Consider the following 16,896-nt stretch of genomic DNA (forward strand, 5'->3'; position numbering starts at 1 on the left):
TGTTTTTCAGCCGCGTCAGGTATAGCCGCCGCTATTGGATGCGATAGCGGCGGGTTGCCGTGATCGTGCGGCTCAGCAGAATGACCGGAATAATCCCCACCAGTACGATCAGCAGCGCTGCCAGCGACGCCTCTGGCAGGCGTTCATCCGAGGCATACTGATAGACATGAATGGCCAGTGTGTCGAAATTGAAAGGGCGCAGTACCAGTGTGGTCGGCAGTTCCTTCATGCAGTCGACAAACACTACCAGTACGGCGGTCAGCAAGCCGCCGCGTATCAGCGGCAGATGTACCTTCACCAGCGTCTGGCTGGCGTTATAGCCCATCGAGCGGCAGGCCATGTCCATGGACGGTGTCACCTTGCCCAGACTGGATTCCACAGAGCCTGCAGAAATAGCCAGAAAGCGCACGCTATAGGCAAACAGCAGGGTAAAGAGGGTGCCACTGAGCAGCAGGCCGGAGGAGATGCCGAGACTGTTGCGCAGCCAGCCATCCAGCGTGTTATCGAACGCGGCGAAGGGAATGATGATACCGATGGCCAGTACCGCACTGGGCATGGCATAACCCAGCGTGGCTGCCTGCGTCATGCTGCTCAGCAGGCGACTTCTGTACAGACGCTTGGCGTAGGCCAGTAACAGGCCCAGCACGGTGCAGAGCACGGCTGCGGCCAGCGCCAGCGCCAGACTGTTCCAGGCCAGCCGGAGAAAGTCCGGGCTCCAGCTTTGCTCAGCATGCCGCCAGGCGTAACGTGCCAGGTCCAGCAGGGGCACGATGAAGCCTGCGAGCACGGGCACCGCACAGGAGATCCAGGCCAGTGCGGCTCTGAATCCGCGTAACCGGTGTAGCTGGATCGCCTTGAAGCGATCCCCCTGCTGAAACTGGCGCTGCCGTGAACGTCCCTGCTTTTCCATGACGATCAGTACGACTACGAAGATCAGCATCAAGGCGGCAAGCTGTGCCGCACCACCCAGATTGCCCATGTTCAGCCAGGTATCGTAGATGCCTGCCGTGAGTGTTTTGACCGCAAAGAAATCGACGGTACCAAAGTCGTTGAGGGTCTCCATCATCACCAGTGACAGACCGACCGCAATGGCCGGGCGGGCCATGGGTAACGACACACGCAGAAATGCCTGTAATGGCGTGCAGCCCAGCGTCCGTGCAGCATCCTTCACGGTGGCCGCCTGCTCAAGAAAGCTGGCTCTGGCCAGCAGGTAAACATAGGGATAGAGCACCAGCCCCAGCATCCAGATGGCGCCACCCAGACTGCGAATAGGAGGAAACCAGTAATCGCGCGGTGTCTTCCAGCTGAACAGCTCCCGTAGCCATGCCTGCAGTGGTCCTGAGTATTCCAGCAGGTCGGTATAGACATAGGCGATCACATAGGCCGGTACCGCCATGGGTAAGAGCAGTGCCCACTCGAAAACGCGGCGTCCGGGAAAGTGGTAGGTGCTGATCAGCCAGGCACTGACAATGCCGATGGACCCCGCCAGTACGCCTACTCCCAGCATCAGTGTGAGGGTGGTGATCACATAATTGGGCAGGACAGTGGAGAGCAGGTGGGGCCAGATATTGTCAGTGGGAAACAGTGCCAGCCAGAAAATCGACAGCAGCGGCAGGGCGACCATAATGGCGGCCACAGAAGCACTCAATAGCCAACCCTGGCCATTGATACTGCGTTGTCTGGAGTAGGAGAGGAATGCCATGTTTGGGATTCTCTGCATTGCCACGTCAGGGCTCAAGATCGCTGGCAGGGTTTTGCTCAGGATCTGCTGCGGCAGAAAATAAAAACCGAAAGCAGCATGCCGCTTTCGGTGACTTGAATATCAGCCCATCGGGCCAGTCACTGGCTAAGAACAAGAGATGCAAGGCCAAGGGGGGAGACCTCATCTGCCAGTGTGTTATCCACTTCCGCTGTGGGTTGATTGATCCTGCTTAGTTATCGAAGCCAACCTTGTCGACCAGCTTGCTGGCCGCTTCACGGGTCTCGGCAATCTTCACCAGCGGCAGTTCATCCTGTTTGAAGTCGCCCAGGTAACTTTGCAGCAGTTCGGAGCGCTGCACGCCTGCCTTGACCGGAAACTCCTGATTCAGGTCGGCATACATATGCTGGGCCTCGTCCTGACTGAGGAACTCCATCAGTTTGATGGCGTTGTCCTTGTGCGGGGCATACTTGGCCAGGGAGATGCCGGAGATATTCATATGGGTACCGCGATCCTGCTGATTGGGCGCAATCGGAGTTACCTGCCTGGCCCACTCGATCTCTTCAGGGTTCTCCTGATTGTTCAGCATCTTGAAGAAGTAGTAGGAATTGCCAATGGCCAGATCGCACTGTCCTTCCGCAATAGCGCGAATCTGTGCCCGGTCGTTCCCTTCAGGGCGGCGCGCAAGATTGGCTTTGACACCTGTTAGCCATTGCTCCGCTTCAGCCTCGCCATGATGGCTGATCATCGAGCCGATCAGGCCCAGGTTGTAGTTATGTTTACCGCTGCGGGTACAGATGCGGCCCTGCCATTTGGGATCGGCCAGCTGCTCGTAGGACGTTATTTCACCCTGCTGAACGCGGTCTTTGGATGCATAAATCAGGCGGGCACGCGACGTCAGTGCAAACCAGTGATTGTCCGGGTCCTGAAAGTGCTGGGGAATATTCTGCTCCAGCAGCTCACTGGCCACCGGCTGGCTCAGACCACGGGTTTTGACATCGTGTACTACACCAATATCTACCGTCATGATCAGATCGGCCGGGCTGTTCTGACCCTCATTCTGCAGGCGTTCCAGCAGGCCTTTGTCAGCGTAGACCACATTGACCTTGACCCCGGTTTCCTGGGTGAACTGATCAAACATCGGTTGAATCAGAAAGGGCGCGCGATAGGAGTAAACATTCACTTCTTCTGCCGCGTTGACTGAGGTGGTGAAGGCGGCAACCGTTAACAACAAGACTGACGGTTTAAACATGACTCTCTCCGGACTGCATCTGCCCAACAACAGGTCATTGCGAGGAGATGCCAGGGTGAACTCAGAATAAAACGCGAATCAGTCTCATTGAACGTAAAAAATGAGTCAATATTTTTTGCACTTTTTGTGCAATTTTTGAGGGTGTGCCTGAGTGGACAAGTGTCTATGTCTCGATGCGTTCGCTGGAAAACATTACAGGAGCCTGAGCTCCTGTAATGTTGGGATGATGATGAGAGCCAGGTTACTGGCTCAACTGCACCCAGATTTCACCCACCGGGTTACCACGGCTGTCAGTGGCGACCACCGCGTAACGCTTGCCTTCACCATGCTCCGAGTATTGACGGAGCAGCCGTGACTTGTCTGGCTCAATCAGATAGCCACGATCATCATTGGGCATTTTGCTGGGGGTTTCCGGTACCCAGCCGCGGAAGTTGAGTGTGACTGCTTCATCATTGCTGCCATCACCGAAGCTACTGATCAGTTCCAGCCGGTCAGCCGGTGCCAGTTTGAGCGTATCGCCACTGAGCAGAACGTGATGTTTGTCATTGACCGCGACCACGAAGACACGGGTGACGTTTTGGCGATGGTCATGCTGCTCCTGCTTTTGTTTGTCAGCATAGCGCGCATACTGCTCGTCGCTCAGGGCTTTGATATCAATGCTGCCAAACTTCTGGCCTTCCTTGCGGAATACCATCTGGGTGTCTTTGCCAACCCTGAAGCTTTGCTTGAAGTCATTGAGGTTGCCATAGCCCAGCAGATCCATGGTGACGCCGCGCTTGTAGTCGGTGCCGATATCCACCACCTGAACCTCATCATTACGGCGGATAGTCAGGGTATCCTTGTCTTTCAGCATGTGCGGCACGCCATTGACCATCACCTCGGTGTAGTGCAGCCCCGAAGTCGGAATAAGAATACGTGGGGCTTCTGCGACAATACCCAGGCGTTCCATAAAGGCGTTGATTACCAGATTGTGATAGAGAATCTTGTCTTCCAGTGAGGGCAGATTTTTCGATGCTTCAACGCCAAAAGCAGGCAGGCATTCCTTGCGCAGTGCGTAGTAGGTTGCTGTTTTACGCATCTCTGAATAAGGCGTATCCGGATCGGCAGTGCGGGTATTGAAGAAATGCAGGTGATGCTGCTCGTTGCTGATCCTGCTGTTTACTTCGCCCAGCACGCTGTCTGCCATTTCCTGTAATGGCAGGACGGAGCCGTCATCACAGGTGAAGTTGGCGCTGTCAGCAATCAGTGACTGCCCATAGCGATTGGGGTTACGGAGGCTGTCTACATAGACCGGTGAGTGATAGCCCCAGCCGTCATGCAGGTGCAGAAACAGGTCGGCCTGAGACATCAGTTCCTTGAGCTTGCCAACTACCTGATACATCGGGCCGACTTTGGCGTTGTCATGGAACTGACGGTTCATATCACCATCAGGGCCACGGTCACCCAGGATGATGGATTTCAGGTTGGCGCGGGGAACGACGATCAGGTTGCCTTTCTCCAGCACCAGATCAGGGTAGAGGTCGGCGGACAGATAGCCACCCGGCTCATCACCCTGTATCCCGCCGATCAGCAGCAGGGTTTTACCATCCTGCCGACCTTTGACGTAGTAGACATTCAGTTCGTAATCAGAGCCTGCGAAAAACACTTCGTGGCTGCTGCTTGGGCGGGTGTCAGCTTGCGCCGCACAGGCGCAGCTGAGCGTTGCCACCAGACTCAGGGCAAGACTAATTATTTTTTTCATTTCAATGCAGTCCAGGACTCGGAAACAATACTGAAGTCGCCGGGACAGCCGCTCAGCATCAGTGTCTTGATACCCACGTCAGTGTAGCTGTCGCTCTGGTAGTTCTGCTTAAAGGTGACTCGGTAGAGGTCGCCCTTGACCGGGGCAATCTGCAGATTGGAATAGCTGATCTTCTGCTCGGGACGCTGGGCAAAAATGCCACTTTTGTATACCTGCCAGTCGGCCAGTTTTTTGCCGCCATCGTAGGTGAACTCTGAGTTATAGAGCGCCAGATATTGGAAAATTTCGTTTTTGCTCCAGGTGTCGATCCACTGGTCAACGAAGCGGGTTGCCTCTGCCGTCAGAATAGGCTGGATGGGCAGGGCGATGCTGTCCTCGGCCACCAGACTCAGTTTGTCTCCCTCAGGCTTGAAGAACAGGCGCTTGTGGTCGTAGGAAAACAGGTTGGCTGCGCAGTAACTCTGATTGAAGTCGAATACCACCTGCTTGCCGTCTTCTTTGAAAGCATAGATATTGCTGATCTTGATATCGCGCTCGGGATAAGCCGCTGCCAGGGTCTTCTTCTTTGCTACCCAGGCGTCCCGGTTGAGGCCGTTGGCATCGTGGAAGGTGGGGTGAAGAATTTTGGCCAGTGAGGTGATATCGGCGTTGTTCCAGTCATTGAAGAAGGCATCCAGCTGTTTGAACAGACTGGCCTTCTTAGCCTCATAGGCGGCAGGTGTCATGAACTCAGTCTTGGGACTGATGATGATATTGGTGCCTGGTTTGAGTACGGGTTCCAGTTCGCGGATTTCCTTGTTCTGGAACGCTACACAGCCACGCGTGGCGACTTTGCTCGGATCGTTATCGTCACGACCGTGCAGCCAGATGCCGCTGCCATTACGGCCTTCAATACGATCCAGCGGGTTGGGGTAATCCAGCGGGAAGGCGCCGCTGCCATAGACGGGAGCCAGCTGTGAATCGGGAATGAACTTCTCGATACGGTAAACCCCTTCTGGCGTTTTCAGGTCGCCTTCGCTCTGCTTATCGCCGTCCTGCTGACCGAATTGCAGGTGAGTAATTTCTCTCACTACGTGGGGTACATCATTCTCCATGTGTACCAGATAGGCATTCTTGCGCTGCTTATCGATCAGAATGGAGGTGGTGGGCTCGGCATCCCGGCTGAATAAATGAGCAGGCAGCAGCGAAGCTAATTTCTTATCTTCTGCTGTAGGCTCGTCGGCATGGCTGGCTGTGCTGAGTGTCAGCGCGGTCGTCAGCACTGCAAGCAGCAATCTGCCCTGCTTTTTCAAGGGTACCGACAAACGCTCGCGGCGATATCTGATCTTGGCTGCTTGGTCCATGGACAGTATTGCTTCCACATGTCAGGAATAATGAAGGCACTAACTGAAGCAACAGCACGACGGCAGCTGAGTTAAGGGGACTGGTAACCTGCTTCATCTGGTGAGCTTGCTGCCCCTGCGGAAAAGCTGAATTCAGGGTGCGAGGACAATAGTTTTACAGCACTCAGCGCTAAGACACTGACAGCCAGATGAAGACAAAGTGTGCAGAGATACCCTGAGAAAGCACTCGTCGGTTGGTGCTCCATCCACCACCTGATCCAGAGTAGCAACGGTTGATCTGATCGCCTGGGGTGGTTAAGCGTACCCTGAGGCAACGCTTTATTTAGAACCAATTCGTATTGTTTCAAAAACTCAATCTGCGGCATTCTACCTGTGGCCGTATATTGCTGCAAACGCTGCCGAGCATCTCCACATTTTTATACGAACAGGTGTGTGGGAGCAGGTGCTGCTATTATTATCCCTGCTAATCGATGTGGACTTTGCCTGCCAGCAGACCGACAGTTAGCGGACGTGAAAAGGGTGAGTTTGGCGCGTGACAGCGTAGGGCATATACTCTAGCGGACGTTGTCCGGGTGTCTGCTCTGTGAGCGTCTGCCGCCGCCGGTGGCGATGAACGAAGCCCAGTATGCTGCAACGTTAAGGTGTACCCTGTTTTATTGACACGGATATCAAGGAATTCATCCATGCCCTATGTTGAACGAAATGCCGATGGGCAGATCATCGCAGTGTACGCGGTGGAGCAGCCGCAAGCTCACGAGTTTCTTGAGCCCGATGATCAGGACCTGCAACAGTTTCTGTTTCAGGATAACGGTCGCACCTTTGCCTATATGCGCCAGTCTGACTTGGAGCTGCAGCGCGTCCTTGAGGATGTGATCGATCTGCTGATCGATAAGGGCATACTGATGTTTACCGACCTTCCGGTTGAGGCCCAGAAAAAACTGGTTGGGCGTAAGCGGGTGCGTCAGGTTTTGAAGCATCGCAACACTATTCTGGGTACTGACGACGAGGATGATCCTCTGCCGTTATAGCCTTCCAGCACGCGTCCGGGCTGAATTGCAATTGCCTTGGGGCGTCGCTACAATCGCCTCACCTCTGGCCCCGTCACCACTGGCGTAGTGGTCTTTCATGCAGATTTTGAAAGGGAAATGCGTTGTTTGCTTCCCTTTTTCGAGCCAAAAACACCTCCGATGAAAGCGCACAAGATTACAACCGCGCCTGTCCCAATGCGTTGGGTGGGGCCTATCAGAATCAGTGGCAATATCATGGATGCAGAGGTCTCAGTGCCCCTGGCAACCTATGAATCTCCCCTTTGGCCCTCTGTTGGTCGTGGTGCCCGCGTTTCCATGCTGTGTGAAGGCGGTATCAAGGCCACGCTTGTCGATGAGCGTATGTCTCGCTCCATCCTGCTGGAAGCCGCCGATGCCGGAGCCGCACTGAGCGCCATTACCAGCCTCAATAGTCGTCGTGACGAAATGCAGGCAGTGGTATCCACCAGCAGTCGCTTTGCCCGCCTGATTGATGTGCGTCATCAGATTCTGGGGAACCTGTTATTCGTCCGCCTGGAGTTCACCACGGGCGACGCCTCCGGTCACAATATGGTGACCAACGCCGCTGATCATCTGATGCGCTGGATCCTGCAGAGCTACCCACAGCTCAGTTACAGCTCCATTTCCGGTAATTTCTGCTCAGATAAGAAGCCCACTGCCGTGAATGGCATTCTTGGTCGTGGTAAGAACGTCATCACCGAAATTCTGATCCCCCGTGACATCTGTGAGCGTCGGCTGAAAACCACGCCGGAGAAAGTGGTTGATCTCAATATCAAAAAGAACCTGATCGGCACCATGCTGGCGGGAGGGCTGCGCAGTGCCAATGCGCACTACGCCAATATGCTGTTGGCTTTCTATCTGGCCACTGGGCAGGATGCAGCCAACATCGTTGAAGGTTCGCAGGGGATGACCCACGCCGAAGTGCGTAATGGTGATCTGTATTTTTCCTGTACCCTGCCCAACCTGATCGTCGGTTCCGTGGGCAATGGCAAGGGGCTGGATTTTGTTGAAGACAATCTGACCCGACTGGGCTGCCGTGAGTCCCGTGAGGCTGGTGCCAATGCCCGTCGTCTGGCTGTCATCTGTGCCGCCACTGTACTGTGCGGTGAATTGTCACTGCTGGCGGCTCAAACCAATCCTGGCGAGTTGATGGAAGCGCATATTCAGCTGGAGCGCGGATGAGTAACTCGACCAATGATCGCAAGATAGAGCACATCCGCGTAATTGAAGAAGACCCTGACACTGATCGTCAGGGAGACCATTTTGCCTCCTGGCACCTGATGCATCGCGCCCTGCCGGAAATTGACTACGCTGAGGTTGATCCTGGCGTGAGCTTTCTTGGCAAACGTCTGTCCTTTCCCCTGCTGATCTCGTCCATGACGGGGGGCGATCACGAGCTGGTGCTGCGGGTCAACCGCAATCTGGCGCAGGCTGCCGAAGCAACGGGTGTCGCCATGGGCGTTGGTTCCCAGCGGGTGATGTTCACCCATCCCGAATCCTGCAACAGCTTTGCTTTGCGCCAGTGGGCACCTACTACGGTGCTGCTGGGGAATCTCGGTGCCGTTCAGCTCAACTATGGTTTTGGGCTGGAGGAAGCACAAAGTGCTATCAACATCATGCAGGCGGATGGTCTATTCTTGCACCTGAACCCGCTGCAGGAATCTGTACAGCCTGAAGGCGACCGCAACTTTAAAGGGCTCGCTGCCAAGATCGCTGCTTTGCAGGCTGAGCTGGCCACGCCGCTGATTCTGAAAGAGGTCGGCTGTGGTATGACGCCAGCCGATATCGAACTGGGGCTGGCTGCAGGTATTCGTTATTTCGATCTTGCCGGTAGCGGTGGCACGTCCTGGAGTCGCATTGAGCATCATCGACGTGGCCGTGGCGATCTTGGCCTGCGGATGCAGGACTGGGGTATCCCGACGCCGGTGGCGCTGGAATGGGCCCGTCCATATCAGGAAAGAGCGACATTTATCGCCAGCGGTGGGCTGCGTAACGGTTTGGACATGATCAAGTCTGTTATACTCGGCGGCTCTCTGTGTGGCCTGGCTGCGCCCTTGCTGAAGCCTGCCATGGAGTCTGCCGAGGCCGTGATTGCCGTGATAGAAGGGGTTAAGCAGGAGTTCACCACCGCGATGTTCTTGCTGGGGGTAACCCGTGTCGAACAGCTCCACCTAAATGATGCCTTGCTTTGGCGCAGGTAACAGGAACTGAGTCTCTATATGAAGGTTGGCATTGAAGATATTTGTTTCTACACCGCCAGTTATTACCTGGACTTGCAGGTATTGGCTGAGGTGCACCAGATAGATGTAGAGAAGTTCTATGCTGGTATCGGGCAAGAGCAGATGAGCATGGCTGCGCCAGACGAGGACATCGTTACTATGGCAGCTGCTGCGGCTCTCCCGGTAGTGGAAGGTCAGGACAAAAGCGCCATCCGTACCCTGCTGTTTGCCAGTGAAAGTGGTATCGATCAGTCCAAATCCGCTGGCGTCTATGTGCATCGCCTGCTGGAGCTGGACCCTGCCTGCCGTGTTGTAGAGTTGAAACAGGCATGTTACAGCGCTACCTCCGCCATCCAGATGGCCTGTGCTCTGGTTGCCCGTCAGCCACAGCAGAAGGTGCTGGTGATTGCCTCCGACATCGCCCGTTATGATCTCGATTCGTCCGGTGAGCCGACGCAGGGCTGTGGTGCCGTGGCGATGCTGATCAGCGCCGATCCTAAAATCATGGAAGTGGAGCCGGTATCCGGGCTCTACACCGAAGATGTGATGGACTTCTGGCGTCCCAACTATCGTGGGACGGCGCTGGTAGATGGCAAGTACTCCACCAAGGTCTACCTGAAGTCACTGAAGCACGCCTGGCTGGATTATCAGCAGCAGGGCGGCCATGCGTTCTCTGAGTTCAACTATTTTTGCTATCACCAGCCTTTTACCCGAATGGCACAAAAGGCCCACAGCCATTTGCTGAAACAGGTTGGTGCCAGTTTGTCCACGGCAGAAGCCGAAGCCCAGATTGCCGATACCCTGAGCTACAACCGCAGTATCGGTAACAGCTACACCGCCTCCATCTATATCGGCCTGACGTCCCTGCTGGAAAATGCACAGCATGACCTGTCCGGTCAGCGTGTCGGCTTCTTCAGCTATGGCTCGGGTTGCGTGGCAGAGCTGTTCTCTGGTGTGGTACAGCCGGGCTATCAGGCTCATCTGCACAAAGACTATCACCAGACTTTGCTTGCCCGTCGTCAGTCAGTGGATTACGCCACTTACCGTCGCCTGTATGACTACCCCAATCCGGTTGATGGCGGCGAGCATGCAATTGCCGCTGAAACTACCGGTCCTTTCCGTCTGGCTGCCATCAGTCAGCACAAGCGTATCTACGAAAAAACAGCATCATGATTCAGGCCAGTGCCCCCGCGAAAGTCATCGTCAGTGGTGATCACTCAGCAGTCTACGGGGCACCTGCTCTGGTAGCCGCCGTCTCTCCCCGTGCCCGAGTACGACTGGCTAAAGTCGACTCTCCGGTCGTGCGCCTGCATGCCGATGGCGAAACCACCGAGCTGACCGTGGCAGAGACGCTGGAGCTGCAGGAAGAGCTGGACGAGCTGCACGATGCCTTTATGGAAGGTGAGATTCGCGTTGACGAGATTATGGAGTCAGGCCGCGAGCTGTTCTTCTATACCATGGCGCAGTGGCTGCAACCTGATGCTCGCAGCGGCGTTGAGCTGTGGCTGGAGTCCGATATCCCGGTCAGCAGTGGTTTGGGCTCGTCTGCTGCAACCATCGCGGCGGCATGCAAGGCTGCAGGGGAGTTCTTCGGCGAACCCTTTGAAGACAATGATGCGCTGATCGCACTGGTCAAATTTATAGAACGTCTGCAACACGGCCGTGGCAGTGCCATGGATGCATCTGCTGTGGTGACCGGCGGCGTGATTCGCCTGATTGATGGCAAAGTCATGCCCAGTGCACCGCTGGATGCTGACTGGTGGGTGGTGTTTACCGGTAAGGCCGCCTGTTCCACCGGTGAGTGCGTGGCCAGAGTGCGTGAGCGTTTTGCCACATCGCCTGTCTGGCAGGATTTTGCTGAGGTCACCCGCAGTATGACGGCGGCGCTGGCAGAGCAGAACGAAGCGTACCTGCAGGCTGCTATTCGCGAGAATCACCGGCTGCTGGTCAAGATTGGTGTGGTGCCGAAACTGATCGATGGCTTTATCGCCGAGATTGAAGCGCTGGGCGGTGCGGCCAAGGTCTGTGGCGCAGGCAGTATCCGTGGTGACAATGCGGGCGTCGTGCTGGTGCGCGGTGTGAACCCCACCGAGCTGGCGGCCAGACATGGTTTCAAATGCACAACGATCACTGGTGAGCACGACGGTGTACGCCTGGAATAAGATTCGTACCTCTGCCCCCGGTAACCTGATGGTGATGGGGGAACATGCCGTATTGCATGGTCAGTGGGCTCTGGGGGTGGCGGTGGATAAGCGTATCCATCTTGAGCTGCAACCTCGTGCAGACCGGCAGGTCATTATCCATTCTGCGCTGGCGGAATATCACAGTGATCTGGATCAGCTGGAAGACCACCCCAATCTGAGCTTTGTGCTCAAGGTCATCACGCTGATGCAGCCGCAGTCTGGCTTCGAGCTGACCATTGTTTCCGAGTTCAGTCATGCCGTTGGCCTTGGCTCTTCCGCCGCCGTAACCGTCGCGCTGGTGGCGGCACTGATGGCCTGGCACGCCGGTCACGCCAGTCTCGACCGCCGAATTCTGCTGGCTACCGCCCATGAAACCGTACTGGCCGTTCAGGGCCGTGGCTCGGGTACGGATCTGGCAACCAGTGTGTACGGTGGACTGATTGCCTATCGTATGGCACAGCGCGAAGTAATCCCACTTCCCGGTTTATGGCCCATTGCGCTGGTCTATGCGGGCTACAAGACACCGACTCCGGTGGTCATACGCCATATTGCGGCTGCGGCGGAGGATACCCCCTCACTGTATGACAGTCTCTACCAGCTGATGGGTGACTGTGCCGAACAGGCCATGGTCGCGCTGGAGGCGTCGGATCTCCCCGGGTTTGCCCGTTGTCTGAACATGCAGCATGGCTTACTGGATGCGCTGGGAGTCTGTGATGCAAGTCTGGCGGATATCGTCTATCGCCTGCGTAGCATGGACGGAGTACTGGCGGCGAAGATTTCCGGCTCGGGTCTGGGGGACTGCATTCTGGCTCTGGGTAAGGTCGCGCCAGAGCAGTTGCCTTATGAAGTAATTGATGTAGCCATGAGTGACCGAGGAGTGGAAATTGAGTTTGTCGCCTGCTGATGCCCTGCGTCTGTATCTGCCCGAATGCACTCCTGCACTCCAGGCTCAGGCAGAGGCCTTTGCGCCGAGCAATATCGCCCTGTGCAAATACTGGGGCAAGCGTCAGGCCGCCCTGAATCTGCCGGTCAACAGCTCGCTGTCCATCAGTCTGGGAGAGCTTGGCACCCGTACCCGGCTGCAGGTGATCGATGCTCCATGTGATGAAGTCTGGCTTAACGGTCAGCAGCTAGATGGCGACAGCCGCTTTGTTCGCAAGGTATCGCAATTTATCGATCTGTTCCGCTCACTGGCACCTGCCCGTTTTCGGGTGACCACCCACAACAATATTCCTACTGCAGCCGGGCTGGCATCATCAGCCTCCGGGTTTGCGGCTCTGACGCTGGCGCTGGCGGGCATCTATGCGATTCCTCGCGAAGGCCGCAGCCTGTCTCGTATCGCGCGGATGGGCAGCGGCAGTGCATCACGTTCGCTGTTCTGCGGTTTTGCCCAATGGCATAAAGGTGAGCTGGACGACGGCAGTGACAGCTTTGCCGAGGTACTGTCTGAACCGTGGCCCGACCTGCGTATCGGCGTGGTGGAAATTACCACTGCCGAGAAAAGCGTCGACTCCCGTGCGGGGATGACCCGTACTACCGACAGCTGTCTGCTCTATGAGAAATGGCCACAGCAGGCTGCCCGTGATTTGCAGACCTTACGCCAGGCTATTGCCGCACAGAATTTCACCTTGCTGGGTGAGACGGCAGAGCACAACGCTCTGTCCATGCATGCCACCATGATTGCCTCCTGGCCACCGCTGTTGTACTGGCAGCCCGCCAGTATTGAGGCCATGCAGCAGGTCTGGCAGTGCCGGGCGCAGGGTATTGAGGTGTATTTCACTATGGATGCCGGCCCCAACATCAAACTGCTGTTCCAGCAGCACAGCATTGAGGCTGTGCGCGCCTGTTTCCCCACCATGACGGTTGTTGATCCCTGGCATGGTCCTGACCCCCTGCAAGGCTGATGTGCCCTGGGCACAGATTAAAGGCATCATCTTCGACAAGGACGGTACCCTGGTAGATTTTTACCCTACCTGGATACCGCTCTATCATCTGGCCCTGCGTGAGCTGGCGCGTCAGGCGCCACTGGCTGCAGGGCAGGACGCAACCTTTGCGCAGTTACTCGGGATCAGTGGTTTTACTGACGGACAACGGCTGAACCCTGACTCGCCACTGGTACACAGTGACCCCGAGACAATTCTGCGTCTGTGGGGCAGTGTTCTGGGTGTTCATCAGGTGGATGTGCTGGAAGGGTGGGTCGCGCCGGTGTTTGCTGAGCATTACTTGCAACACCTGCGTACGCCCTGTGATTTGCCCGCACTCTGCCGCTGGCTGAGCGGGCGCAAGCTGGCGCTGGCGCTGGTGACGTCTGACTCACAGCACTATGGTGACGCCGCGGTGAAGGCGCTGGGGATAGCGCCGTGGATCACGCCTGTTATCGGTTCAGATCAGGGGCTGGCTGCCAAGCCTGATCCGGCCATGGTGCATGCCTGTCTGCAACGCTGGCAGCTGGACGCTGCCCGGATCGCGGTGATTGGCGATCATCCGAAAGACCTGCAAATGGGCCGTGCGGCAGGGGCAGGGCGTGTCATCGGCGTGCTCAGTGGCGCCAGCAGCGCGGCTGAGCTGGCCCCCTGGTGCGATGAAATCTGGCCCCATATCGGCTATTTACGGTCAGTGCTGGCTCAGGTCTGAGCCTGTCAGCATCATCTCCCGGTTTGCGCTTTCTGCAACCATTACTTGCTGAATTTGCCATTGTCGCAACGCTTGTGATGGCTTAGCTTGGACAGATCAACGCTTTTGCTCGCTCTTGTTGCAGGAGGATATCGGTCTATGGCTTTGCTCGCTCGTGTTGCTGTACCTCTGACTCTGGCTTCCACTGTTCTGGTGTTTTCCCATGCGGCCGAGGCCAGCAAAGACAACGATACGCTGGTGTTTGCTTCGGACAGCGAGCCGGAAAATATCAGCCCCTATCACACCGGGTTACGTGAGGGCGTTGTGCTGGGGCGTCTGGCCTGGGACACGCTGATCTATCGCGACCCGCGCAGTGGTCAGTATCAGCCAATGCTGGCGACAGACTGGTCGTGGGAGGACAGTACTCATCTGCTGATACATCTGCGTCGTGGTGTGAGCTTTCACAATGGCGATGGCTTCAGTGCTGATGATGTGGTGTTTACCTTCAACTACATCCTCTCGCCTGAGTCCAAAGCGGTTTCCCGGCAGAATACCGACTGGATGGACCATGTTGAAAAGGTGGATGACTACAGCGTACGCATCGTACTGAAAAAGCCGTTCCCCGCTGCCTTTGAATATCTGGCCGGGCCGACACCTATTTTTCCGGCCAGATACTTCAAACAAGTCGGTCTTGAAGGGTTCAGTAAGGCGCCTGTCGGTACAGGCCCCTATGTCATTACTAAGGTGATCAGCGGGCAGGGCGTGCATCTGCAGCGCAATGACCATTACTTCGCTGACAGTCCGATACCCAAACCCGCCATCAGCAAGATAGAGTTTGTCGTCATCCCCGATGCTGACACACGCATAGCACAGCTGATGACGGGCGCCGTGGACTGGATCTGGCGGGTACCCTCTGATCAGGCCGAGTCCATGCAGGCGATGCCTAACCTCACGGTGACCGGCGGCGAAACCATGCGTATCGGCTATCTGGCCATGGACAGCCAGGGCACTTCCGCAGCGGATTCGCCTTTCAAAGACCTGCGGGTACGTCAGGCCGTCGACTATGCCATCAACCGTGACGGGATGGCCCGGGAGCTGGTGCGTGGTGGCAGCCGCGCTTTGTATGCACCCTGTTATCCCTCCCAGTTTGGCTGTGATCTCAATGCCGCGGTGCAGTACGCCTATGACCCCGAGAAAGCACGGTCATTATTGCAGCAGGCGGGCTACGCCGACGGTTTTGATACCGAAATCTATGCCTATCGTGATCGTGATCTGGTGGAGGCGGTCATTGGAGATCTGCGCAAGGTAGGTATTCGCGCCCGCCTGCATTTTGAAACCTTCGCTGCCCTGCGTAATGATCAGCGCGCTGGCAAGGTACCCCTGGCGTTCCAGAGCTGGGGCTCCGGTGCCATCAATGATGTGTCGGCGATCATCAGTGCCTTCTTCAAGGGCGGTGCGGACGACATCGCCAAAGATGCTGACCTGCTCAGCTGGCTCAGCACGGCAGATACCAGCATGGACGACAAGGTACGGCAGGAAAACTACAGCAAGGCTATCCAGCGCATTACAGAGCAGGCGTACTGGGCACCGCTGGTCACCTATTCCACGAACTATGCCTTCAGCAGTGATCTCAACTTTACTGCCTATCCGGATGAACTGCCGCGCTTCTATGAGGCATCGTGGAAGTAGCCGCCAGCTGATGGTGAGTACCTTCTGACCCCGCCTGACTGAACCTTATTGTTCCTCCGTCAGCAGAGCCTTCAGCTGCTCCATAAAGACTGCGACGGCTCTGGGCAGATTGCGCCCCGCCAGAGTATGCAGCTCTATATTCAGCGAGTTCATGTCTCTGTCCTTGATCGGTACGGCAACCATCTGATTGGCTGCCAGATAGCTGCGCACCAGTGGCTCGGTGGAGAAGACAATACAGTCCTGCGCCTGGGCAAAGGCCAGCAGTGCCACAATGGAGCTGGTGGTGAAGGCAATATTCATCGGCAGCCCCTTGCGGCTGAATCCGGCGTCCAGCACGGTACGCATCAGAATATTGCGTGATGGCAGGCCGAGAGGGTAACCACTGAGCTGCGACAGCATCAGGCTGTGTTTGTCTGCCAGTGGATGCGTCTGATGCATGATCGCCATGATGGGCGCATTCAGACGGTACTCGACATTCAGATGAGGCTCAGGTGCCTGGGAGAAGGTCAGGCCAATGTCGGCTTCGGCTTCGATCAGTCGCCGGCTCACTTCACGGGCGATAACGACATCGAGCTGGAAGGAGATGCCCGGGTACTGCTGGCGAAACTGGTTGATGGCACGGGGTACCAGATCAACCGCAAAACCGGCCGTGCAGGCAATGCGCACCTCACCACGACCCAGGCCGTTAAGTGCCTGAATCTCATTGTGTACACGTTCGGTTTCCAGCTGATTGCGAAAGGCATAGGCGGCCAGCAGCTCGCCTGCGGCGCTGGGTTCCATGCCCCGGCTGCGACGCTCGAACAGCACGGTATCCAGCGCGCTTTCCAGGCCACTGATCTGGCGGCTGATGGCTGAGGCCGTGACATTGAGCCGGGTAGCCGCTTCGCTGATGGAGCCACAGCGCACCACCTCCAGGAAGTAACGAATGGCGGTGTCCTGCAGAATTCGAGCACTCATAGCGCCTCCAGAGTGGCTTTGAAACGCCTGTTCACTTTGCGTTTTTAGCAACGATTCGCTGATAAAGTTGAAATGGAAGTATGGTTTGCCACTCCCTAAGATGCAATTGTCAGGCATCGTGTCAGGGCGAGGATCATCCTGCTTGCGGTGCTGC

Annotated in this window: 14 protein-coding genes; 9 read left to right on the forward strand and 5 right to left on the reverse strand. The window is 56.4% G+C overall.

Translation table 11 applies throughout. The annotated features are described in order from the left end of the window. Positions 1–31: 31 nt before the first annotated feature. The 4 genes from QCD60_RS17915 to QCD60_RS17930 all read right to left on the reverse strand — a co-directional run bounded on the left by QCD60_RS17915 (position 32) and on the right by QCD60_RS17930 (position 6,035). Positions 32–1,702 carry an iron ABC transporter permease gene (locus QCD60_RS17915; protein WP_279787616.1) on the reverse strand — a complete coding sequence of 557 codons (1,671 nt, stop codon included), beginning with the start codon at positions 1,700–1,702 and terminating at the stop codon, positions 32–34. Between the two features lie 229 nt (positions 1,703–1,931). Next, positions 1,932–2,951, reverse strand: coding sequence for a Fe(3+) ABC transporter substrate-binding protein (locus tag QCD60_RS17920; RefSeq protein ID WP_279787617.1), 1,020 nt, complete (start codon positions 2,949–2,951; stop codon positions 1,932–1,934). A gap of 241 nt (positions 2,952–3,192) precedes the next feature. After that, a complete protein-coding gene (locus tag QCD60_RS17925; RefSeq protein WP_279787618.1) occupies positions 3,193–4,692 on the reverse strand; it encodes a M14/M99 family metallopeptidase in 1,500 nt (499 codons plus the stop codon). Then, entirely contained in the window at positions 4,689–6,035 is a 1,347-nt protein-coding gene (locus QCD60_RS17930) for a L,D-transpeptidase family protein (protein WP_279787619.1), read from the reverse strand. The genes QCD60_RS17925 and QCD60_RS17930 overlap by 4 nt, the downstream gene beginning before the upstream one ends. A 683-nt stretch (positions 6,036–6,718) precedes the next feature. On the opposite strand from QCD60_RS17930, the gene QCD60_RS17935 reads away from it, so the two are divergent. The 9 genes from QCD60_RS17935 to QCD60_RS17975 all read left to right on the forward strand — a co-directional run bounded on the left by QCD60_RS17935 (position 6,719) and on the right by QCD60_RS17975 (position 15,785). Beyond that, positions 6,719–7,063: a tryptophan synthase subunit beta like protein gene (locus QCD60_RS17935; RefSeq protein ID WP_279787620.1), complete on the forward strand. Its 345-nt coding sequence runs from the start codon at positions 6,719–6,721 to the stop codon at positions 7,061–7,063. 159 nt (positions 7,064–7,222) lie between these two features. Beyond that, the gene (locus QCD60_RS17940) at positions 7,223–8,263 is read left to right on the forward strand and encodes a hydroxymethylglutaryl-CoA reductase (protein ID WP_279787621.1); all 1,041 of its coding nucleotides are present in this window, start codon (positions 7,223–7,225) and stop codon (positions 8,261–8,263) included. Further along, positions 8,260–9,282 carry a type 2 isopentenyl-diphosphate Delta-isomerase gene (gene fni, locus QCD60_RS17945; RefSeq protein ID WP_279787622.1) on the forward strand — a complete coding sequence of 341 codons (1,023 nt, stop codon included), beginning with the start codon at positions 8,260–8,262 and terminating at the stop codon, positions 9,280–9,282. The genes QCD60_RS17940 and fni overlap by 4 nt, the downstream gene beginning before the upstream one ends. A gap of 18 nt (positions 9,283–9,300) precedes the next feature. Beyond that, positions 9,301–10,473, forward strand: coding sequence for a hydroxymethylglutaryl-CoA synthase (locus QCD60_RS17950; protein ID WP_279787623.1), 1,173 nt, complete (start codon positions 9,301–9,303; stop codon positions 10,471–10,473). Continuing rightward, the gene (locus tag QCD60_RS17955) at positions 10,470–11,462 is read left to right on the forward strand and encodes a mevalonate kinase (RefSeq protein ID WP_104151677.1); all 993 of its coding nucleotides are present in this window, start codon (positions 10,470–10,472) and stop codon (positions 11,460–11,462) included. Before QCD60_RS17950 ends, QCD60_RS17955 begins: the two co-directional genes overlap by 4 nt. Next, on the forward strand, positions 11,446–12,387 hold the full coding sequence (locus QCD60_RS17960) for a GHMP kinase (RefSeq protein WP_279787624.1): 942 nt from the start codon (positions 11,446–11,448) through the stop codon (positions 12,385–12,387). Before QCD60_RS17955 ends, QCD60_RS17960 begins: the two co-directional genes overlap by 17 nt. After that, on the forward strand, positions 12,368–13,387 hold the full coding sequence (gene mvaD / locus QCD60_RS17965; protein ID WP_279787625.1) for a diphosphomevalonate decarboxylase: 1,020 nt from the start codon (positions 12,368–12,370) through the stop codon (positions 13,385–13,387). The genes QCD60_RS17960 and mvaD overlap by 20 nt, the downstream gene beginning before the upstream one ends. Beyond that, positions 13,362–14,117, forward strand: a complete 756-nt coding sequence (locus QCD60_RS17970; protein WP_279787626.1) for an HAD family hydrolase — start codon at positions 13,362–13,364, stop codon at positions 14,115–14,117. Before mvaD ends, QCD60_RS17970 begins: the two co-directional genes overlap by 26 nt. A gap of 138 nt (positions 14,118–14,255) precedes the next feature. Next, a complete protein-coding gene (locus QCD60_RS17975) occupies positions 14,256–15,785 on the forward strand; it encodes an ABC transporter substrate-binding protein (protein ID WP_279787627.1) in 1,530 nt (509 codons plus the stop codon). Positions 15,786–15,830: 45 nt separating this feature from the next. On the opposite strand, the gene QCD60_RS17980 is transcribed toward QCD60_RS17975, so the two are convergent. Then, a complete protein-coding gene (locus QCD60_RS17980) occupies positions 15,831–16,742 on the reverse strand; it encodes a LysR family transcriptional regulator (protein ID WP_279787628.1) in 912 nt (303 codons plus the stop codon). Between the last annotated feature and the right edge of the window lie 154 nt (positions 16,743–16,896).

This window comes from Pokkaliibacter sp. MBI-7 (assembly GCF_029846635.1).
Classification (GTDB): Bacteria; Pseudomonadota; Gammaproteobacteria; order Pseudomonadales; family Balneatricaceae; genus Pokkaliibacter.

Coding starts and splice junctions, on each gene's coding strand:
- QCD60_RS17915 (WP_279787616.1), bottom strand. CDS start 1,702: ATGGCATTCCTCTCCTACTCCAGACAACGCAGTATCAATGGCCAGGGT.
- QCD60_RS17920 (WP_279787617.1), bottom strand. CDS start 2,951: ATGTTTAAACCGTCAGTCTTGTTGTTAACGGTTGCCGCCTTCACCACC.
- QCD60_RS17925 (WP_279787618.1), bottom strand. CDS start 4,692: ATGAAAAAAATAATTAGTCTTGCCCTGAGTCTGGTGGCAACGCTCAGC.
- QCD60_RS17930 (WP_279787619.1), bottom strand. CDS start 6,035: ATGGACCAAGCAGCCAAGATCAGATATCGCCGCGAGCGTTTGTCGGTA.
- QCD60_RS17935 (WP_279787620.1), top strand. CDS start 6,719: ATGCCCTATGTTGAACGAAATGCCGATGGGCAGATCATCGCAGTGTAC.
- QCD60_RS17940 (WP_279787621.1), top strand. CDS start 7,223: ATGAAAGCGCACAAGATTACAACCGCGCCTGTCCCAATGCGTTGGGTG.
- fni (WP_279787622.1), top strand. CDS start 8,260: ATGAGTAACTCGACCAATGATCGCAAGATAGAGCACATCCGCGTAATT.
- QCD60_RS17950 (WP_279787623.1), top strand. CDS start 9,301: ATGAAGGTTGGCATTGAAGATATTTGTTTCTACACCGCCAGTTATTAC.
- QCD60_RS17955 (WP_104151677.1), top strand. CDS start 10,470: ATGATTCAGGCCAGTGCCCCCGCGAAAGTCATCGTCAGTGGTGATCAC.
- QCD60_RS17970 (WP_279787626.1), top strand. CDS start 13,362: ATGGTCCTGACCCCCTGCAAGGCTGATGTGCCCTGGGCACAGATTAAA.
- QCD60_RS17975 (WP_279787627.1), top strand. CDS start 14,256: ATGGCTTTGCTCGCTCGTGTTGCTGTACCTCTGACTCTGGCTTCCACT.
- QCD60_RS17980 (WP_279787628.1), bottom strand. CDS start 16,742: ATGAGTGCTCGAATTCTGCAGGACACCGCCATTCGTTACTTCCTGGAG.